The organism is Caulobacter flavus (assembly GCF_003722335.1).
In the GTDB taxonomy this organism is placed as follows: Bacteria; Pseudomonadota; Alphaproteobacteria; order Caulobacterales; family Caulobacteraceae; genus Caulobacter; species Caulobacter flavus.
Genome location: NZ_CP026100.1, coordinates 4,303,573 through 4,322,935, shown reverse-complemented (window position 1 = coordinate 4,322,935; position 19,363 = coordinate 4,303,573). Strand labels below are relative to the sequence as shown.

Here is a 19,363-nt window from a genome sequence, read left to right as displayed (position 1 = left end):
GCCGAAGCCGACAAGGACATTTAGCTCTCCTTCCTACGACAGGAGATCTATGTCGAGGCCGCCAGCTGGTAAGCCGCTAAGGCCGTCGGTTAGGACATGGCTACGGCGGAAAGCCTGAGGGATCTATTTGAGCGAGGCGACGACCGGGCAGTGGTCGGACGGGTGTCCGTCAGCCAGCGCATAGGTTTGCTCTTCGAACCCCGCAAGATCGCGAGCGCTTCGAGCGTCGAGCACGATGTGATCGATGAACTCCTTGAAGCGCGGATCGCACTTGGGTGTTGTCGTTCCTTCCGCGAGCGAGAGGTCAGCATTCGCGGGTTGTCCATCGTCGAGATCGGCCCACAGCACGTCGTCCTGGCGGGCAAGCCGGCGATTGAAGTCGCCAAGTACGATGAAGCGGATGGGCTCGGCGGCGCGGGCGTCGATCCACTTTTCGAGGACGGGAATCTGCTGTTGCAGGGTTTGACAGGCGTCACCCTTCAGGCCGTTGAAGCAGCCTGACTTCAAGTGCACCGCCAAAAGGCGAACCGGCGCGTGGCCACGAGCGTGCACGATGATGTCTACGCCGGAGCGAAGGTTGGGATTGCCGACCGCTAGGTCCGCCAAGTCTGGAGCGCGGTCGAACTGGACGCCTTTGCGAATGGCGAAGCCGACGGCTTGACGGGTGAGCTTGCGACCCTCCTGGCCGCCGCAGGGGAAGTGGTCACCGGCCGATCGTTCCTCGATGATCAGCTGGTACTTGGCTGGATCAAACACCCGCGAGGCGGCCTTGATCGACTCCACTTCTTCGAAGGCGATGACGTCGGCGTTTAGCCGATCAGCGTAGCGCCGCATGAGGGCATAGTCTGCGTCGGTGCGGGCCTTGCAGCCTTGGGCGCCGTCCTCCGAAAGGTGCTCCATGTTCCAGGTGGCGATGCGAAGGGGGGCTCGCGGCGCCGGCGGTGTCGTGGCGCAGGCCGCCAAGGATAGGCTGATGGCCAGGACGGCGAGCGGCTTGAACATCGAAACGACTCCGTGGCGAACGTCGCCTTAGATCGCATGTGTTATAAATTAACAACGATCGTTTTCCGGAGGGGGCTCGTTCGCAACCAGTCTCGGAGATCGCCAACTCCGTCGCCAGGGCGGCTTTCTGCGGGGCCGTCGGGTTTTATGAGGTTCCAAGCGAGTTCGACGGTGAAGAAAGGCGGCCGCGGATCCAGGCGCGTGCCGGATTTTCCCAGAGCGTGTAGAGCGCAACCGCCGCCGCTAGGGTGATGGGCAGGAGCACGGCGACCTCGACCACGGATAGTCGGTAGCTGCTGTCGCTTCCGGTCAGCACCGCGATGGCGTTTTTCCAGATCACGAGGACGGGCATGTGCGCCAAGTAGAGCGCATAGCTGGCTTCGCCGGCGAGAAGGGCGGCGGGGTGGGCGAGCACGCCATCGGCGCCGGATCGGCTGACCATCGCCAGGCTCAGGACGAACGGCCCGGCCAGCGCGACCGTGATCCGCTCGTCGAGCTGCCAGTGCATCGAGGCCAGGAGCGCTGACGCCGAGATGATCGCCGCGGCGACGGCCATCGCCGGACGTGGGTGCAAGCGAAGCGACAATTGCTGCAGGCCGATACCGTAGAGGAATTGGCCGGGTATGCGCAGAACCCCGAACGTGCTGTCCGCATGGGTGACCACCTCGCCCGAAATCCGCCGGTAGATCAGGTCCATTACCGCGAAGACCAGCGCGGCCAGCAGCACGGTGAGCCATGGGTTTCGTCCGCGTCGTAGGCCGACATAGGCAAAGAGGGGGAACGTCAGGTAGGCGGCCCATTCGGCTGACAGCGACCAGGCTGGGCCGTTCCACTCGGTGGGCGATATCGGTAGCCAGGCCTGAACGAGGAAGAGATCGGCGAACCAGTCGGTCAGGCTATGGCCGGCGGCCGCGAAGGGCTGGCGCAGCATCACGGCTATGATGGCGACCAGCCCCATCAGGACCAGCATCGCAAGGTGGGTTGGGTAGATCCTGGCGAACCGGGCGACGATGAAGCGGCGATGGCTGTAGCGGCCTTCCTGGATTTGCGGGCCGTAAACGTGGGCCAGTACGAAGCCCGACAGGATGAAGAAGATGTCGACCCCCAGGCGGGCGCGCTCGATCAGCGCGATTGGCACGGCCTCGGGCGTGATCATGTTCACCTGGTAGTGGAACAGCACCACCCCGAGCGCCAGCACGAAGCGGATGCTGGTCAAGGCGTGTAGCGGCGCGGGTGCAGTGGCCTGCTGCTTGGGCGTTGCGGCGCCGGAGGACGCACGCGCTTGGGCGAGGTGAACGATGTTGGACAGGACGGCCCCCTGAACTTGTACGAGCGCGTCGTCGATGTGCTGACCGCTCTCAAGCGCATACGCATCGTCAAGGTCTGGCCCTTGGGCAGGCGCCCAAAATCCTGCCGGCGCCGTCTATCGCTCTTAGGAGATCGAGATTGCGGCGACGCTCGATCGGCACCACATTTTGGGTGTGGCGGATGGGGAGGCGGTCATGGGGTGGGTGCCGGTCATAGCGGCGATCGTCAGCGCCATCGCGGTCGTGACGGCGGCGATTTTCACGGCTGTCCAGACGAACAAGCGCGGCTTGAGAGAGAAGATCTGGGCCGCCAAATCCGAAGTCTACGCCGACATCTTCGATGCGCTGGATGTCATGGCCCAGTGGGCCGACCTCGTCAGCGAGGACACGCGGAGGGAATTCGTAATCACCCCCGAGGTGGAGCGGCGCAAGCGCGAAGAGTTCGAAATCGCCACTGCTGTGATGCGCAAGGCCGTCGTCCGGCGGACCGGCCTTCTGAGCGCTAAAGTTGAGCAGGCGGTCAGCGTCTTTTTCCTAGAGCTACGGCAGGCCGATGCGGCCGGCGAATGGTCTTCTCACGTCAGGCAAAAGACGGCGGCGGTGTTGAAAGCGCGGGCCAGCTTGAAGCGATTGGTGCGCAAAGACCTGGGTTTGTCTTCCGGGGGAGCTGGCTGGCGCACATGGCGTTCAGGCGAAGTCGCGCGTGGAGCTTTGGGTGGCGCTGAATTCATTGGTACGGTGCAACCGATGTTCAATCACGGAATGAGCCTGCCGGTCTCGAACGGCGCGGCTTTTGTCCGTCGCAAACGGCTGATGACGGACGAGTCTCCACCGTCATAAACGGCCAGCTGTGCGGCGAGGCCAGGGTCGATGAACTGGTCGTCCAGCTACCAACGCGACTGGGAAATTCAGCCACGGCTCTTTGGCGTGATGGAGGTGGAGGGCGCTCTGATGTTATTGGGCGCCGATATCAACGGCGTGTTTGGGCCAGCGAACGGAGGACGTACTCTCCCTCAGGGCAGCCCGGCATCTTGGCGCAGTTGGCGCGCCCCCGCTTGGATCGCGTGTCGGTGCTCGTTTATGAACTGCTCGGTGATCGGATCAAGCGGTTGCAGGTAGCCGGAGTGCATCACGATCTTGTTCTGCTTGATAGCCAGGGCGAAGGTCTGACGGAGCAAGGCCACCTCGTCGTAGAGTTCGTCTAGTTTTTGTCGCCAATCGTCCTTCAAGACAGCGCTGCGCCCGCCATGGGCTGCTTCGAAGGTATGGCGCTGGTTGCGATCGATCCGCTCACCTGTGTTGAGCGCGTGCACAGTGTCTTCAAGCGCTTGCTTGAAATTATCGCCGTGTTCCTTATCGATGGGATCTTCGAACGCTGGGCGAAAGAACGCACGAGTGACGACGTCGATGATCTTACGATCTTGATCGTCATCAGATCGGATCTGCAGGACGTTCTCGTAGTAGTGTCGAGCTAATGGGTCATAGTTATTCAGGTGGTTTACGAACTGGTCCCAGAACCAGATCGTTACGCTGCAGCGATCAAGCTCGGCGCGCTCCTTGCTGAGGACGTGAGCGGCCAGGACCAAGTCCGCGCTTGCCGGTGCGGTTGTGGCGAGGATGAATTTCTTGAGCGGCCAGGGGCCGTTGTCCGTCTCCTCTACGGCAGTGCGCAGCTCTTTTGCATTGAGGCTGCCGCCAGGTCGAGGCAGACCATTGGGGTCGAGTTTGAGGTGGCGTTTGCATTGGATGCCGATCTCAAGGCCGGAGATCCAGAGATCGAGACCGCCTTGGTACTGACCAGACCGCCCGACGATGTCGACGGAATGCGGATTGTACACGCGTTCAGCCGTCGATGCCGTCAAGGTTTCGAAGTCGGGCCAGTTCTGGGGCGGCGGAAAGAACAGTCTGAGCGGAGCCATGGAGTAAGCTTACGAGGTTCCGCCTGTACCGCCTAGGTTGTTCTGCCGCGTCTCGCTGGGGCTGACGGTCCTGCTACCGGTCGGCTCCGCCGCAGGCGCACGTCGGGACCAGGCGTCCGCTCGCCTTCAGCGATGGGGTTGGCTTTGCGTTTGGCCAGCCAGATCTCGACCTCGCCTCGATCCCAGACCACGCAGCGGCGGGTGAGGGCGAAGCGACGGGGAAAGTCGCCGCGCTGTTCAAGATCGTAGATGGTGCTGTCGGCTAGTGGCACGAGCTTGCGCAGTTCTGCGCGCCGGATCGGGCGGATCGGGCTGTTGGGTTGGGCATTGGCCTGGGCGGCGGGCGCCGGATCCGACATGTTCTGCTCCTGTGATCGACGCGCGATCGTTGGCGATTGTCGGCGACGAGCGAAAGATCGGCCTTTGATGGAGCGGGCCTTGGCGTAGGTCCGGAGGGCAGATCGGAGGCGTGACCTTGCCGATGGAAGAGCCGCCGTTTGACTTCGAGGCGCAGCTTACTGTCCTCGTCGCCACCGAGTTGGCGCTGGCCAATCGCGATCCCAAGCGGCTGGTGGCGACGATTTCGCGCTTGGCCGACCAGATATCCAATGCGCTGGCGGTCGCGTTCCGTGACGACACGAGCGAACTGGACCGGATCGTCAGCGGCTTGGAGGGCATCATTCACCGCAACGCCGTTGCGCGGGTCGAGGTGTTCAGGCGTTTGGACGCGGACGACGACCTGGGCTAGGCCGGGCGCGGCGCCTCAGGCGTAGCAGTAGTGGATCAGGTCGCGGATCACATGTAGCAGGCCTGAGAGCGGTCCACCTTCGATTGGCGAACCGTGGGCGTGACGGTTGCGCATCTCCGTCAGGGTCGGACGGTCAGCCAAGGGGCCGATCTTCCGCAGGCGATTGACGACCCGCCCGCCGCCTATCCGTGCTGTTGGAAAATCCAGCTCGCGAATGCCCTGATGGGTGACCAGGTGGTCGAGGAGGTCTGAAAGCAGCGGCGTGGCGATCATGCCGGTGGCGGACGGCTCTTTCTTTTTCTTGGGCGGTGGCGACAGGCCTTTGATCAGTAGGCCGAAGCGATCGTTGAGCGCCAACTCCAGGGCGGTGAACGCCACCATCTCCGCAGCCAGGATCACGTCGGCGTCGGCCCAGGCCAGCAGGTAGAGCTTCTGGGCTCGCCGGTACTTTATTCGCACAACGGCCGGAGCAAAGCATGTTGGGTCCAGGTCGAGCGCATTCAGCGCTTGGCGCCAGGCTTCCACGGTCGGAAAACTCGTCAGGGCGGCCGGGCTGTTGGGGTGGGGCCAGTGCGTGCAGATCCCGCCGGGAAAGTGCTCTAGCCAGGTGGCGAGGGTGTCCATCGCCTCGGTCGTTTCGTCGAAGAGGGCAGGCGGCTCGAGCGCGACGTTGGTCATGGCGCGAGATCGAGGAGCTTGGCCAGGCGGATCCTGAAGCTGCGGTCGGTGCTCACACCTAGAACCTTCTGGTCGAAGTAGAGCGCGCAGATCTGTTCGGGGAGCCGCCGGACGTCGATCCGATATACCCCATCGGCGTAGCCGATCATCTGTTCGGTGACGAGATCGTCGATGATGTCGCCTTCCTCATGAACGTCCAGGCGGGGAGCATCGAAGGTCTCCTCCCACTCACGAAGGAACTCAGGGATATCGCGCTCATCCAGGTCGAGCCCGTCTTCGAACGCGCTGCAGACCAGTGCGATCTCGGCGTAGGCCTGGGCGGGCGTCATGCCGGCAACATAGGATTCCGCGGCTTGGAGCGTGCGGTCGTCCTGACAGATCAGGCGCGTCGTCTGGATGAGGGTGTCGAAGCCGCCAAGCTGCAGCAGGCCCAGGGCTTCCTTGGGTTTGACGACCGTGCAGTTGGCGAACGTCTTCAGGGCCGAGGTGATGCTGCGGATGCGGGTGCGATGCTTGATGGCGTCGGTGCAAAGGACGACGAAGTATTCCTCGGTGCGGACCGTGTGCATCGCGGTCGCATACTGAGCCTTGAGTGTCTTGAGGACGTCGAGCTTCTCCTTCGCCCACAGCTCGAACTCGTCATAGCTTTTGATCTGAAAGCCGATCTTGTGTTCGCCGTCGTCATCCCGGTAGCGCAAGAGCACGTCGATGCCCTCGTCCGAGAAGCCCTGAATATCGTGCACGTCGGTGTGGTAGCTGAGGAAGACGCCTAGTATCCCCTCCAGGATCTCGGTGAACGAGGGGCATAGATCCTTGTCGTGCTTGTAGGCCTTGAAGCCGGCGGTGTCGGCGTCCGTCAGGGCATTGCGACGCAGGAGTTCGGTGAAGATCTCAACCGGGGTGAGGGGGTGGGTGATCCGCATGGATCTCACTTTGCTGGTGGCGATGCGGTGGGTTAGAAAGCGGCCTTCCGACCTACGGCGCGAGCTGCGAGCCGCTCGACGGCGGATGCGGCGTTGAACACCATCACGTAGTCCTGCTTTAGCCAGCGTTCCGTCACGATCGGGCTAGGCGCTCGCTTGGCGATCTCCAGTTGCTCTTCACGCTTGGCGCTGATGTCGGCGATCACGCCTTGCAGTGTCAGGACGACTGTCGCCAACTCGTGGTCGTCGAGGTCGCCCAGCTTCAGTTCGGCCAGCACCTTGGCCGCCGTCGCGAATGCGCCTTGACCGTCGAGGTTGGCAAAGTCCCGCAGGGACAAGTTGCGGCCATCAACGGCCTGATGAATGCGCTCGTAGGTCTGCAGCACCCAGCGCGCTGCCGATGCGACGTTCTCTATTCGCTGGCGATGCTGATCCTGGGTCTGGCGCCGCAGGAACCGTTCCTGGAGCCAGGCGGCCGCGAACACGGCCGCGGCGGCGAAGATCGCCTGCGCCCAGGCCGCCACGGTCTGACCAAACAGCGAGCGATCCTTTGTCACGGCGCCGACGACGACGAACGTGGCCACCGCGCAGGCGGCGCCAAGGGCGAGGATGGGGCGTGAGGGCTTCCACATCGGTAGAGCTTGGCCCAGATCATGACGGCTCAAAAGCCCCAACGGCGCTGTATCTCGAGGTGTAGGGGGCGGGGGTTGGAAACCTCGAGCAAGTGCAGAGGCCCGTGACTTCAGCGCGCGCGCCGCGATACTTCCGCGCTGCGCGGCCCTGATCGCGTTGGTTCGTGGCCTATCTAACGGCCCCCGCCATCTACGACGGTAGGCGCCGTCGCCGCGGGCGGCAAGCCCTCTACTGGCTGTCCTCGGATGGACCCAGCCTGCCTTGTAGTCGCGCCGCAAGCTCTGCACGGCGTCGCACTTCCTCGAGCAGACGTTCGAAGGTCGCCGAGAACTCCGAGACGATGGTCAGGGTGTCGAGCCGGCGCAGGTCGTCACCGGCGGCTTGGTCAAAGGTCTGCAACTCGATCAGGAACGCGGTCATCAGCTTGTTGTCGGCGACACGCACGGCGAATTCCGGTGAGCCGATGAGCAGGGACGTGATCAGACCGTTCGGGTCGGCGTCGGTCGCGTGTGCGAAGTGGTGCATCCGCTCGAAGTTTGGCTGAGCCTGACCGCTTTCGAAGTGCTCGTAAGTGCGGGTCTGCAGTTTCATGGCGTCGGCCAGGTCGCGGACCGTCGCGCCGCGCGCGCGTCGCAGGAGGCGCACCGCCTTCGAGAGCAGGGCGCTCCAGGGCGGCGGATTGCTACTCCCTTTGGTCATGAACTCGATGCGGGCAAATCAACCTGTGGGCGACCCTCTCGCGCTTCGCCGCTGGGATCAACGGGCATGTTTGGATGATCAGCCCACGAATGAGTGTTCGGGCAAGGTAGTGTGCAAGGTCTGCTCGAAACCGAACTTGGTCAAACGTTTGCGAATTGTTGTGGGTGGACCGCAAGTTTCTTGCGGTGTTTCCGCAAGAATATTGCGGCGAAAATATATTGACGATATTTTCTAGATATAATTTTGCGTAGATCTGAGGGCTCGCGGGATAATTGTGCGTATTGCCGGAGGGAGTATTTCGTGAGGTGAAACTTGGGACGAGAGCTTGATCCCTTCAGCCGGGCGTTGGAGGCGTTGCGTGAACGCTTGCGCGGGGGCGACTTTGTTTTGGGAGAGCCGCTTCCGATCAGCGATCTGGCCCGCGAGTTGGATTTGAGCGCAACGCCGGTTCGAGAGGCGCTGTCCCGGCTTGCAGGCGAGGGGCTGATCGAAGATCGCCGGGGCCGCGGGTACTTCAGTTGGCGGGTCGATCCGTTGGACCTCGTTGAGCTCTACGACCTCAATCAGTTGCAGGTCGGCGCGGCGCTGACGGTGCTGGAGGGCGCGGAGGCATCGGGCATCCGCGTGGAGCAACCGCGTGACGCTCTGCTGACCGACCCGGAGCGCTGGAAGGTGGATCTGGCCAGGGCGGGCGAGCGCCTGTTCGCCGCAATCGTGCGAGCCGGCGGGGGGCGAACGCTTGTCGCAAGTCAGGCCTCGCTCGCCGACCGGCTAGGTCCTGCGCGACGGATCGAGCCGATGGTGCTCACCGGCATGGAGGAAGAATTCGGCGCTCTGGTTGCGCTCTATGACGCCCGCAAATGGCGCGCACTGGCTATCGAAAGCGGCGGCTATCACCAGCGTCGGCGCGCGGCGGCCGGTCACATCGTGACGCTGATCCGCCGACAAGGGGAGTGATGTATATCATGAATATAGATCGAATATAGGGCGAATATATTTCTTGTGTCGTATCTATGGTGTCCGGCTAGGGCTGCCAAAATATCCAAGATATAGTTTGAATGCCTGTTTCTGGGGGTGCTTCTTGAGGTTGTCGCGATCGGCGACGCCTCTCAAGGGAGATCCCGTCATGGGCAAGACCCGCAAGATCAAGCTGGTGCGTCTGGCCGACGCCAAGCGTCGGACCCTCGGCATCGAGGGCAACTACCAGGAGTTCCTGGGCACCCGGCAGGTCAATCCGCCGGCCTGAAACGGCTTGCGGTCGAGGGCCGCGGCGCGCTCGACCGCACCTTTCCTCTGTGGAGGCGATATGAACTGGCACTGGGCGCCGCACGTCCATGCGGCCATGCACGGCGATGACCTCGTGGTCTTGGACGTACGTCGCAACGACTACCTTCTTTTGGCGGCGGTCGGCGACGCAGTGCAGCTAGCTCCGGACAGCAACGCCGCGCAGATCCACGAGGACGACCTCGTCAATCAGCTTGAAGCGGCTCGATTGGGAGCGCGGTCGCAAGGCGTTGCACCGGCAACGCGTAACCGGGCGCCAAGCGCTGAGCGCGATCTATTCGATCACGGTGTCCCTCCGCTGCGCATGGCCCAGGTCGCTGAGCTGGCGGCGCTGTCCGTACGTGTCACCCACAGTCTGCGGTGGACGCCTCTGTCACGGCTGGTCCGGTCGTCACCTGTTCAAGGTGGAGAGGACGTATTCGAGGTCGTCCGGAAGGCCATGGTCCTTCGAGCGGCGCTGCCTTGGTTGCCGCTCCAGGGCGAGTGCCTGTATCGCGCCGCGTTGCTCCGCGCGCATCTGGGGCGGCTTGCCGGCCACACCCACTGGGTTTTCGGGGTTAGCACCTGGCCATTCTCCGCCCATTGCTGGGTCCAGTCGGGCGGGGTGGTTTTGAACGATCGCCTCCAACGGGTCCGACGCTTCACGCCCATCCTGGCGGTCTAGGATGCCACGCGACCAGTACATCGCCATGGGTTGGCGCAGCGGCGAGGTTTCAGTCGCCGGAACAGCGGCGCTGGTCCGCGCCAAGGGGGAACTTGAGCGATCAGGTTGGCGTACGGTCTACAGCCGTCCGGGCCTATGGGTTTTCGGCAGTGGCGATACTGACCCGCAGGTCTTGCCGCTTGGCGTACATGGCGGCGTGATCATCGGCGACGTGTTCGATGCGAGCGGCGCGACCGTTGATCGGGCGCTGTCGCCTCGGAGCGATCACGACGATCCCATCGTGCTGATGCGCTGGCTGAGCGAGCGATACTGGGGACGCTACGTCGCCTTGGCGCCGTGCAGCCGCGGCCGGCATTGGGGCGTGTTCCGCGATCCATTGGGCGGCCTCGACGCTTTGGCCTGGCAGTATGAAGATGTGGTGGTCGCCGCGTCCGACCTGCCCGAGCCGCTTCTTCGCCATGTGGCTCAGGGGGTCTCGATAGACTGGCGTGCGGTTTGTGGCGTGGTCGCCGATCCGCCGTCCGCGCACGCTCGGAACCTGCTCACCGGGATTAACGCCGTCGCGCCTGGCGAGCAGCTGACGCTGATGGATGGGGCGCCCCGGCGCGATCGCGTTTGGTCGCCGTCGCAGATCGCACGACAGCCCTGTCCGGCCGGCGACGTTGAAGCTGATTTGCGAGCTACGATCGATCTCTGCGTTAAGGCTTGGACCGGAGTCTACGCCCCTGTGGTCGCGGAGGTTTCCGGCGGCCTGGATTCCTCGATCGTGGCGTCGGCTCTGATCACTCAGGGCGCCGACGTCGTCGGCTGGATCAATCACCATATCGATCATTGGGTTGGCGATGAACGCCCCTACGCTCGCGCGTTGGCCGACCATCTGCAGTTCGATCTGACCGAGATCGGGCACCCTGATCACGCGGTCAGGCCCGAGACATTCATGGCGATCGCTGGTGGGCCGACACCGAGTTTCAGCGGCGCCGACGCCATGTTCGACGAGGGAATGGGAGCCGTGGCGCGTCTGTCCGGCGCAAAAGGGATCATGACCGGACAAGGCGGGGATGTGGTCTTTTTCCAGATGAACACGCCGCATGTGGCGGCCGATCGGCTCTGGCGCTTGGGGTTCAGAGCGCTCTCCTGGCGTTTCCTGTACGAAGTCGCCGAGATGAGCCAGCAGTCCATTTGGTCTGTGTTGCGCGCGGCGGTATTCGGGCGGCGTAGGGATCTGCCAGGGTCGCGTCCCTATCTTACACAGCATGCGCGCAAGGCGGCCCGCCGCCTTCACCGACCAGCATTCCTGGCGGATCTCGGGCGTACCCCGCGGGCAAAGCGGCTGCAGATTACCAATCTGGCCTACATCCAGGTCGTACGCGGCAGGAGCCGTCGCGGGGAGCATGCCGCGATCCTTCACCCGTTGCTGTCGCAGCCGTTGGTGGAGTTGTGTCTCAGGATTCCGAGCGACCAGTTGGTCCAGGGGGGGCGTACGCGGGGCCTGGCCCGAGACGCGTTTTCGGGCCGCTTGCCGCCACTGGTGGTCGATAGGAGAACCAAGGGCGACATGACGTCCTTCTATGGACACGCGATCGCGTCCGGATTGGACGAGATACGCGCCTTTTTGCTCGATGGCCGGCTTGTCGCCGAAGGGATCGTAGGCCGTGCCGCACTCGACCAGGTGCTGTCGGTCGAGCAACTGGCCCAAGCCGGTGACTACGGGGATGTGTTTGATCTGCTGGCCGTGGAAGCTTGGGTCAGGACCTGGGAATTGAGGTTGGCCTCGCTTGCCGCGCCAGCGCGTGAGGCCGGTCCGATCAACGGGTCCAGGAAGGCCAGCATCTCCGCCCAGTAGGCTCGGATATTGGCCGGGCTTTCGAAAACATGGGTTTCGCCCCAGAACGTCAGGAGCTTGGCATCCTTGTTCTGGCGCCAGAGGGCGCTGAACATCTCCTCGCCCTGGCCCACTGAGCCCCATTCCTGGTCGGCGCCGACAATCAGGATCGGCGTTGTGACCGTACCGGCTTGATAGACGGGACTGTTGCGGACATATCGCTCCGGCGCCTCCCAGGGAGGAACGCCAAGATTGGCTTGTCCCGTTTCGCCCCAGCTGAACATGAAAGCGGGGGGCATGCCGTCTTCCGGTACGCTGCGATAGTGTGGCGGCGGGGTCATCATGAATGAGGCGAGGTCCGAAGGCCCCATGGCGGCGACCGCCGCTTTGAAGCGCGTCGTTCGCGTCACCGAAAGCATAGTGGCGTAGGCGCCGAAGCTGTGGCCGGCCAACGCCATACGATCGGGATCGACCTTACCCGTCGCGATCGCCGCATCGGCGGCGTCGAGAAGCGCCTGCGTGAAGCCCTCGCCGGGGTCGTGTGAATTGGGGTCCCGTTGGTAGGAGGCGTCCAGCACGGCGTAGCCAGAGGCGACGAAAAGGTTCGTGCTGAGCATCAGGGAGGCGGCGCTGGGCAGACCCGCATAGGGCGGTTCGGGCTGGTCCACGTGCGGGTAGGTCAGCACGACGAGCGGCGCGCGCTCGCCAGGCTTTAGACCAGCAGGCGTGTAGAGCCAGCTCGTCAGCGTCTTTCCATCGCCCGTCTTGTGTTTGAGAGGCTGCCTGTCCGGCAGTTGGACGCCATCCAAGCCTGGGTTCAAGGTTAGGATCTTCGCGCGCCCCTGCTGCGAAGTTACTGCAAACGTTCGGACGCCATGAGGGTTTGTGGTGCTGCTGACCGCTCCATGACGCGTCATGACCAGGGGGCGTTCTTCTTGGGCCGCTGGCGGAAGCGATAGGGTTTTGCGATCGCCGAGCCGCCGAACGCTCCGGCTCCCGGATTTGGAGCTCTGGAGCCAAACGGCGTTCGCCGTGAGGTTTACGAGCGGCGCCCGAGCGCCGCCGTCGATGCGTGGCGTGAACATCAGCCGCGACGACTTGCCGATACGCGCGGTCGCTCCAGACCGAACCCGCCAGACGTCATCGCCCGATTGGACGTAGAGGCCATCGGGCGCGGCGGCGGCGGCGGCCGGATCGGCCGGCAGCGAGCGGGTCAGGTTGATCGCGTGCTGCGGTCCCAGCGCATACCAATCGGCGCGGCGGGCGCCGGGCTCTCGGGCCAAGGCGATGGCGTTGGCGCCGTTCCAGCCTGCCTGCACGACGCTATAGCCGAGCTCCCGAGACGGCATTGTGACTTCAGCTCGTATCCGTGGGCTCGTTAGGGAGATGAGCTTGCCGTTCCTTGCGTCGAACTCCTGCAACTGGCCGTCCGGCCACTCTTGGTCGTCGGCCCGTGTAAAGATCAGCAACCGATTGTCGGTGGACCACGACAGCAGCGAGGGCAGCACTTCGAGCGGAGTGGGCCGTGTCGCTGTTCCATCCGATAGGTCGAAGATCGCTAGTCGCGTGCGCCGGCCTTCAAAGTCGATCATCCGAGGCGGATGGTTGGCGTCGGGCTGCGTCGGCGCGCCTGCCTCTATCGCAGCGGCAAAACGGCCGCCGGGGGAGATTTCGATGTCTTTGAACTGGCCGCTCGCCAAGGACTTTGCTTCGCCGGTCAGGACATTGATGCGAAGCAAGGACTTGGGGGGCGGAAGATCGCGATCGCCCGCGTAGCGGCCGCTCCCGACCCGGGTGTAGGACGGCGACATCCCGGCCGCCGTCGCGGCCCAGCCAGTCTCGAGGCGATGCTTGGCCTGTCGGCCTCGTCGAATTTCGGCAGGAAGGTCGCCGGGGGCCAAGCCCAGGAGGACGAGTTCGAAGTTGGACCGCCACTGTACCCCGGATCCCCATAGCGGAATATCCGGCGAAACACCCATCCATCGCACTTGGCGGGTGGCGAGGGTGACAACGCCCAGCTCCCACAGATCATCCTTGTGTCGATAGACCGCCAGCCGGGCGCCGTCGGGAGAAAACGGGCCAGGTGTGTAGCCCATGCCCTCGGTGGCCGGCAGGAACGGCTCGGCCGAGCCAGGGTGCGCAAGGTCCACGAGAAGCGGGCGGCCTCGTGCGGCCTTGGGACCTTGCAGGTAGTCGTATCGCCCGGCTTGAGGCCGGGGCTTGAGCGTGTCGATCACCAACCAGCGCTCGGTGGGGTCTATGGAGACGCCGTTGAACTCCTGAAGGTTAAGCAAGTCGTCGATGGTGTAGGGGCGCGAGGCGGCGCAGCAGGCCATGAGGACAAGGCCCAGCGCCGCGCAGGACAAAAGCTTGCGCATTGCGAGTTCTCTGCAGGATCTGAAAAAGGGGGCGCGCTACCAGCGCTTGGTCAGTTGGACCGAGACGAACCGTCCCAGCGGATCGGCGTTAGCGGCGTCGTAGCCGATCCCCAGCGCGCTGTCGTAGAACGGCGGGTCCTGATCGAAGAGGTTCTGAGCGGAGAGCGCCAAGCCCACGCCCTTCAACGCGCCGGTCTTGGCCGGCGCCGTCCAGGTCAGCTGCAGGTCGACCGTCGTCCAGCTGTCGACGCGTTGTGAGGCCGCCGCCGCATAGTCGTCGACATAGTTGATCGTCAGGTTGGCGCCGAATGGGCCTCGCGCCCATGAGGCCAGCCCGCGTAGTCGCAGGTCGACCGGATTGCCGGCTGTGTCGACGAGCTCGGAAATCGCTGCGGTCGGGGTCAGGCGCCGCTTGAAGTCGAACAGATAGGTGGCGTTTCCGCCCACCGAGAGGCGGTCGGCGCCGAGGTTGAACGTGTAGGTCGCGCTGAGGTCCAGGCCGCGGACGCGAAGTTCGGCGGCGTTGACAACCCGGGCGTCGATGATCGCGCCGAAAGAGTTGAGCGGATAGAGCTTGATGCTGGTGCCGGTCGATTCCGCGACGAGCGCTTGGACCCTGGCCAGATCGGCGGGGCTGGTCGCGGGGGAAACTCGCGACACGAACGGCGCAAAGGCCGGGTCGGTCAGAGCTTGTTGGAAGTTCTCCAAGACCGGCCGACCGATCCGGTCTTTGAAATTGGTGTCGAAGGTCGTTGCGCTCACCGACAGGCCCGGCGCGAACGTCGGGGTCCAGTCGAAACCGAGCGTCCACGAGGTGGCGGTTTCGGGTTTGAGGTCGAGGTTTCCGCCATACTGGACGATCGACAGGATCTGGCCGTTCGAGGCGGTGAGGGTGGAAGGCGAGATCACCCGGACTTCATGCAATTCGGTCAGACCGGGCGCTCGATAGGATTGACCGTAGGTGCCGCGGATCGCCAGGTCGCTTGTCGGCGCCCAGAGAAGGCCAGCCTTCGGCGTAGCGCTCGACCCTTGCGCCTCATAGCGCTCCACGCGACCCGCTAGAGAGAGCTCCAGGCGCTGGAGCCCCGGACGGGCGTTTGCTTCGCCGACCAGGGGGGCGCGGATCTCCGCGAACGCCGCCGAGATGTTTCGCATGAAGGTCCGACCGCCGTACACGGCGGGCGCCGCGGCCGACGACGAGACTAGGGAGCGGGTTCGAAACTGCTCCTGCCGGAACTGGGCTCCGACAGCCAGTTTGAGGGCGCCGCCGGGCAACTGCAGCAGCGACCCATCGGCTTTGAGGTTGGCCGTCCCGACGCGGGCGACGGTGTCGGTCGTCTGCCAGCCGGAGCCTATGAAGTTGAGCATCGCGGCGCTGTTGGCGGCGCCGGCGCCGAAGGGGTTGAAATAGCCGTCCCTTGCGGTCGAGAACGAGGTCGCGGGATTGTCGGGCGTGTTGCCGAGCGCCTCGTTGAGCGCGCTGCTGCTGAGTTGGCGGGGAATGGCGGAGAAGGTCTGTTGCTCAGCGTAGGCCAGATAGGCCTCGCCGCGCCAATCGCCCCACAGTTTGGCGTCCAGGCCCGAACTGGCGCCGAGGCTCTTTGAACGGCCCGACGTACGCGCCGCGCCCAGCTCCTTGCCGAAGTAGTAGGCGATCAGTTGGCTGCTCGCCCCATCGGGGGAAAGGAAGTTCGGGTTGGCCGAGGTGATCTGAAAGATCGACGGCGTTCCTTGGCCGGAATACGCGAAATCGCGGCGGGTGAAGCGCAGGTCGCCCGACAGTGTCAGCCTATCGGTCAGCTCCTGACGCGCATCCAGATAGGCGCTGTAGCGGGTCTGTCGCGGCAGGGCGGAAAACGCTTCTCGATTGTTCTGCAGGTTCCGGCCGCCGGCGATGAGGTCCGAAGCGGCTTTGGCTCCAGTCGCGGGCACGGCGTAGGTCGGCACGTAGGCGCCGGCCGAAGCGCTGTAGGCGATGATGTTGGCCGGCATGCTGTAGATGGTGCGGTGGTCGGTTCCGCCCAGGGCGCGCAGGTCGGTCGTTGCGGTGTAGGCGCGTTCGCTGGCTTTGAGTTCGGCGTCGGCCTGGTACTCCAACGCCAGGAGGACATGACCGCTGCGCCAGGCCCGGCCCAGAGCCTGAGATACCTGCACCTGCTCGGCGCCGCCGCGCGCGCCGCCGATCCGGATCCGGGTTTCGCCGCCATCGAAGTCGCGGCGAGGGATGACGTTGACTACGCCGGCGACGGCGTCGGAGCCGTACAGCGCAGAGGCGCCGTCCAGCAGGACCTCGACGCGCTGCACGGCCGCGGTGGGAACAGCCGAGATGTCTCCGAAGTCGCCTTTGAGGCCAGAGCCAGCCATCCGGCGTCCGTTGACGAGGACGAGGGTGGCGTTCGCGCCCAGGCCCCGGAGGTTGACGCCTTGAGCCATCGAGCCGTTCACGCCGCTGGTGTCCGCCAGACCGATCGCCGCGGTGGGCGAGGCGGCGTTGCCGTAGTTCTGAGGCAGGGCGGCCAGCAGGTCGGCGACGCTTGCGCGGCCCGAACGGTCGATATCGTCGCGACTGACCGTGACGATGGGCGAGGAGGGCGGGGCGCCGCGAATGAACGACCCCGTGACGATCAGTTCGGCCAGCTCGGTCGCCGGCTCTGCGATGAGAGGCTCGGCCGCGCTCAGCGGCGGGGTGGTGGCTACTGAGAGGCGCTTGAGCACGTAGACGCCAGGGCGGATTTGCTGGGCGGTGATATCGCTTTTGGCCAGCAGGCGCTTGAGGCCGTCTTCGGCCGTGAAACGGCCTTGCAGACGCGCGGCCAGACGCCCCTGGACGGTGGCGTCATCGTAGAGAACTTGCAGTTTGGATTGATCGGCGAAGGCCAGGAGCGCCTTGTCCAGCGGTCCGGCCGGAACATCGAAGGCGAACTGTTGGGGCTGCGCCACCACCAGGGTGGGAGCGGCGAGGGCGGCCAGGAGGGCCGCGTGGGTCAGGCTGGAGCTCAGGCGGCGGCGAAACGAATGCGACATGGCGAGTGGTATTCCCCCTTCGACACCGCCGCGCCTGTCCCGGGACAGGTTCGTATGACGCAGGTCGGTGTCGGTGGGGTAGACTTCGAAATCAGGGGGTGACCCTCGCGATCGTGACGATTTTTCTTCAATCAGGCGTCGGGGCGTTGACGCAGAAGGATCGAGCCATCCGGCCGATGCTCGACGCTTAGCCCTCGGAGGCTGGCCACAGCCGCGACCATCGCTTCGGTATCAGCGCTGTCGAAGGCCCCCGTCAGGGTTTCGGTCTGATCGTAGGCGGGATCCAACCGGATGGGCTTGCGGCTGTAGCGGTTCATCTCGACGAGCGCCTGCTGAAGAGGCACGCCGTGGAAGACCAGTCGCCCGGTCGTCCAACTGGTGGCGATCCTGGCGTCGACCTTGCGAACGGGGCCAAGCGCCTGGGTCGCGACGATCTGCTCTCCAGCGGTCAAGACGCGCGGCGAGGCATTGTCTCCGTCACGCACCTCGATACGGCCCTGGACCAAGGTCACCTGGGTTGTGGCGCCACCTTCTCGAACCGAGAACCGGGTGCCGATCGCCCGAACGGTCGCCTGGGGCGTCTCGACCAGAAAGGGGCGGGCGCTGTCGTGTGCGACCTCGAAAAATGCCTGGCCGCGGGTCAGAGCGATCCGTCGCGCGCCCTGGCTATAGCGGACAGTGATCTTGGAGTTGGTGTCGAGGCGAACGCTGCTGCCGTCGGACAGCTGAACCAGACGCTGTTCGCCCACCCCCGTGTCGAAGTAGGGAGCAGCGATGGTGCGCCAAGTCACGTAGCCGCCGATGGAGACGGTCACCATGGCGGTTGCGATGGCCAGGCCAAGGCCGAACCGGTTCGGTCGTCGGGGCGCCCGCCGATCCAGTGCGGCGTCGAGCGCGGCCTGGACGCCGGGCTGGCTCTTGGCCTGTGCGGACTTGGCCCAGAGCTGCGCGACCTCCTGAAAGGCCTCGTGGTTGCCCGGCTGGGCACGCCAGTCGCGAAACTCGTCCATGGTCTTGGCAGACACGGTGGTCGTGTTCAGCCGGGCCAGCCAGTTGGCGGCGGTGGTGGCGGTTGGCGAGCTTTCCAACGTGTCCTCGGGCATGCTCAGTCTTTCGCCGCCATTTGAGCGGCCAGAAGGGACAGGGCCTGGGTCATGAGCGCTTCGACCCGCTTGACCGAGAGACCCAGGTGGTCGGCGGTCTGCTGGTTGGTGAAACCGGCAAAACGGCTCAAGACGAAAACATCCCTAAGCTTTCCCGGCAGCTTTTCGATCAGCTGACCCAAGAGGACCGCCTCGTCCTGCGCCGGTGCGGAGGCATGTTCCTCTCTTTCGATGGTTTCTTCAATCAGGACTGGCGCCGCGCCACCGCGTAGCGACTTGCGGCGGTGGTCGCGCACCAGGTTCGTAGCCACCTTCAAGAGCAGCGCGCGAGGATGCTGGATGGCGCCGCGGGCATGGTAGGGCGCGACGCGGACATAGGTTTCCTGCACCAGGTCCTCGGACGTGGCCGGATCGACGTCATGGAACGTCTTGCGCAATACGCGGCCTAGCCATCGCGCGTAGCGGCGATAGAGGGCGTCCAGCGTGACCGCGTCCTGAGGCGCTGTCGGGACAGGCTCCCCAACATGCGTCATCGACCTTCTCCCGGGTTCAAGGAAGGGGCGAGCGGTCGAACCCGAGCCCGCGGAAACGGCATGAGTAAGCAGGCCGCGAGACGCGCAGGCGCTCGCGATCGTTCCACGCAGGAACGCATGCCCTCGACGTCGTCGTCGGCGGCCTATGTCACCAGATCTTGCTCAGGGGTTTCCACGCCCCTGCCGAAGCTCGCGCCCCGGCAGGGGAATCGTGACCGATTTGGAATCCGCAGGCAAGCGAACCTTGTTCGGTGCGCGGAAGGAATAGGGGCGGGGGTGGAAACTCCGAGCAGAACCAGGAGCCCGCGCGTGTCGACAATCGCCCATGCCGCCACGCGAGGCGTGACCCCTGGCATGTCGGACGCTAGCGGCGACGCGCGGCCCCGCCCAGCCAAACTACGGCGCTCGCCCGCGCATCTCAACGGCGCCGTCGACAGCTAGCTTCTCGAGGGCAGTAGCCCTGGATAGGGGATGGTATAGCCCGCGGTAACCGCCGCCTCGTTGGCGCGGGCCTTCAGCACTGTCAGTTCGTCGTTGAGGCGACCGCTCGCGGCCGGGTCCGGCGTCCCGTTCAACCCATCGATTTTGCCCTTTTCGACGGTGGTAGTTGTTCGGGCGGGCTTGGCATTTCGAAGGGGATGGGCGT

16 protein-coding genes and 1 pseudogene are annotated in these 19,363 nt (G+C 64.6%); 5 read left to right on the top strand and 12 right to left on the bottom strand.

The features are described 5' to 3' along the window. Window positions 1-123 precede the first annotated feature (123 nt). Window positions 124-1,002, bottom strand: a complete 879-nt coding sequence (locus tag C1707_RS19595; protein WP_101715624.1) for an endonuclease/exonuclease/phosphatase family protein — start codon at window positions 1,000-1,002, stop codon at window positions 124-126. Window positions 1,003-1,147: 145 nt separating this feature from the next. Continuing rightward, window positions 1,148-2,218 carry an acyltransferase family protein gene (locus tag C1707_RS19590; RefSeq protein ID WP_205686792.1) on the bottom strand — a complete coding sequence of 357 codons (1,071 nt, stop codon included), beginning with the start codon at window positions 2,216-2,218 and terminating at the stop codon, window positions 1,148-1,150. Between the two features lie 286 nt (window positions 2,219-2,504). Here C1707_RS19590 and C1707_RS19585 point away from each other — a divergent pair, with 286 nt between their 5' ends. Beyond that, window positions 2,505-3,149, top strand: a complete 645-nt coding sequence (locus C1707_RS19585; protein WP_145998495.1) for a hypothetical protein — start codon at window positions 2,505-2,507, stop codon at window positions 3,147-3,149. A 173-nt stretch (window positions 3,150-3,322) separates the two neighbouring features. Here C1707_RS19585 and C1707_RS26265 read toward each other — a convergent pair whose 3' ends face one another. Then, entirely contained in the window at window positions 3,323-4,228 is a 906-nt protein-coding gene (locus C1707_RS26265; protein WP_145998494.1) for a hypothetical protein, read from the bottom strand. Window positions 4,229-4,260: 32 nt separating this feature from the next. Continuing rightward, window positions 4,261-4,587, bottom strand: coding sequence for a helix-turn-helix transcriptional regulator (locus C1707_RS19570; RefSeq protein WP_101715619.1), 327 nt, complete (start codon window positions 4,585-4,587; stop codon window positions 4,261-4,263). 110 nt (window positions 4,588-4,697) lie between these two features. Here C1707_RS19570 and C1707_RS19565 point away from each other — a divergent pair, with 110 nt between their 5' ends. Continuing rightward, entirely contained in the window at window positions 4,698-4,976 is a 279-nt protein-coding gene (locus C1707_RS19565) for a hypothetical protein (protein ID WP_145998493.1), read from the top strand. Window positions 4,977-4,991: 15 nt separating this feature from the next. Here the strand turns inward: C1707_RS19565 and C1707_RS19560 are convergent, their stop codons facing one another. From C1707_RS19560 to C1707_RS19545, 4 genes are all read right to left on the bottom strand, one after another. Then, the gene (locus C1707_RS19560; protein WP_101715617.1) at window positions 4,992-5,654 is read right to left on the bottom strand and encodes a hypothetical protein; all 663 of its coding nucleotides are present in this window, start codon (window positions 5,652-5,654) and stop codon (window positions 4,992-4,994) included. Next, complete coding sequence (locus tag C1707_RS19555) at window positions 5,651-6,577, bottom strand: hypothetical protein (protein ID WP_101715616.1); 927 nt, start codon at window positions 6,575-6,577, stop codon at window positions 5,651-5,653. The genes C1707_RS19560 and C1707_RS19555 overlap by 4 nt, the downstream gene beginning before the upstream one ends. Window positions 6,578-6,609: 32 nt before the next feature. Further along, on the bottom strand, window positions 6,610-7,161 hold the full coding sequence (locus tag C1707_RS19550) for a hypothetical protein (protein WP_145998492.1): 552 nt from the start codon (window positions 7,159-7,161) through the stop codon (window positions 6,610-6,612). A gap of 277 nt (window positions 7,162-7,438) precedes the next feature. Beyond that, a complete protein-coding gene (locus C1707_RS19545; protein ID WP_123170788.1) occupies window positions 7,439-7,909 on the bottom strand; it encodes a helix-turn-helix domain-containing protein in 471 nt (156 codons plus the stop codon). Window positions 7,910-8,221: 312 nt separating this feature from the next. Here C1707_RS19545 and C1707_RS19540 point away from each other — a divergent pair, with 312 nt between their 5' ends. The 3 genes and pseudogenes from C1707_RS19540 to C1707_RS26830 all read left to right on the top strand — a co-directional run. Beyond that, window positions 8,222-8,866, top strand: coding sequence for a GntR family transcriptional regulator (locus C1707_RS19540; protein ID WP_101715613.1), 645 nt, complete (start codon window positions 8,222-8,224; stop codon window positions 8,864-8,866). A gap of 349 nt (window positions 8,867-9,215) precedes the next feature. Then, complete coding sequence (locus C1707_RS19535) at window positions 9,216-9,857, top strand: lasso peptide biosynthesis B2 protein (protein ID WP_101715612.1); 642 nt, start codon at window positions 9,216-9,218, stop codon at window positions 9,855-9,857. Between the two features lies 1 nt (window position 9,858). Continuing rightward, window positions 9,859-11,547, top strand: a pseudogene (locus C1707_RS26830) (asparagine synthase-related protein); the annotation flags it as partial. 14 nt (window positions 11,548-11,561) lie between these two features. Here the strand turns inward: C1707_RS26830 and C1707_RS27075 are convergent. The 4 genes from C1707_RS27075 to C1707_RS19510 all read right to left on the bottom strand — a co-directional run bounded on the left by C1707_RS27075 (window position 11,562) and on the right by C1707_RS19510 (window position 18,717). Continuing rightward, window positions 11,562-14,057 carry an alpha/beta hydrolase family protein gene (locus C1707_RS27075; protein WP_101715610.1) on the bottom strand — a complete coding sequence of 832 codons (2,496 nt, stop codon included), beginning with the start codon at window positions 14,055-14,057 and terminating at the stop codon, window positions 11,562-11,564. A gap of 36 nt (window positions 14,058-14,093) precedes the next feature. Next, entirely contained in the window at window positions 14,094-17,081 is a 2,988-nt protein-coding gene (locus C1707_RS19520; protein ID WP_101715609.1) for a TonB-dependent receptor, read from the bottom strand. A gap of 131 nt (window positions 17,082-17,212) precedes the next feature. Then, window positions 17,213-18,184 carry a FecR family protein gene (locus C1707_RS19515; RefSeq protein WP_101715608.1) on the bottom strand — a complete coding sequence of 324 codons (972 nt, stop codon included), beginning with the start codon at window positions 18,182-18,184 and terminating at the stop codon, window positions 17,213-17,215. A gap of 2 nt (window positions 18,185-18,186) precedes the next feature. After that, a complete protein-coding gene (locus C1707_RS19510) occupies window positions 18,187-18,717 on the bottom strand; it encodes an RNA polymerase sigma factor (RefSeq protein ID WP_101715607.1) in 531 nt (176 codons plus the stop codon). Between the last annotated feature and the right edge of the window lie 646 nt (window positions 18,718-19,363).

Excerpts from the sequence above, each read along its gene's own strand:
- C1707_RS27075 (WP_101715610.1), bottom strand. The coding sequence starts at position 14,057 with ATGCGCAAGCTTTTGTCCTGCGCGGCGCTGGGCCTTGTCCTCATGGCC.
- C1707_RS19510 (WP_101715607.1), bottom strand. The coding sequence starts at position 18,717 with ATGACGCATGTTGGGGAGCCTGTCCCGACAGCGCCTCAGGACGCGGTC.
- C1707_RS19585 (WP_145998495.1), top strand. The coding sequence starts at position 2,505 with ATGGGGTGGGTGCCGGTCATAGCGGCGATCGTCAGCGCCATCGCGGTC.
- C1707_RS19595 (WP_101715624.1), bottom strand. The coding sequence starts at position 1,002 with ATGTTCAAGCCGCTCGCCGTCCTGGCCATCAGCCTATCCTTGGCGGCC.
- C1707_RS19570 (WP_101715619.1), bottom strand. The coding sequence starts at position 4,587 with ATGTCGGATCCGGCGCCCGCCGCCCAGGCCAATGCCCAACCCAACAGC.
- C1707_RS19520 (WP_101715609.1), bottom strand. The coding sequence starts at position 17,081 with ATGTCGCATTCGTTTCGCCGCCGCCTGAGCTCCAGCCTGACCCACGCG.
- C1707_RS19545 (WP_123170788.1), bottom strand. The coding sequence starts at position 7,909 with ATGACCAAAGGGAGTAGCAATCCGCCGCCCTGGAGCGCCCTGCTCTCG.
- C1707_RS26265 (WP_145998494.1), bottom strand. The coding sequence starts at position 4,228 with ATGGCTCCGCTCAGACTGTTCTTTCCGCCGCCCCAGAACTGGCCCGAC.
- C1707_RS19515 (WP_101715608.1), bottom strand. The coding sequence starts at position 18,184 with ATGCCCGAGGACACGTTGGAAAGCTCGCCAACCGCCACCACCGCCGCC.
- C1707_RS19555 (WP_101715616.1), bottom strand. The coding sequence starts at position 6,577 with ATGCGGATCACCCACCCCCTCACCCCGGTTGAGATCTTCACCGAACTC.
- C1707_RS19560 (WP_101715617.1), bottom strand. The coding sequence starts at position 5,654 with ATGACCAACGTCGCGCTCGAGCCGCCTGCCCTCTTCGACGAAACGACC.
- C1707_RS19535 (WP_101715612.1), top strand. The coding sequence starts at position 9,216 with ATGAACTGGCACTGGGCGCCGCACGTCCATGCGGCCATGCACGGCGAT.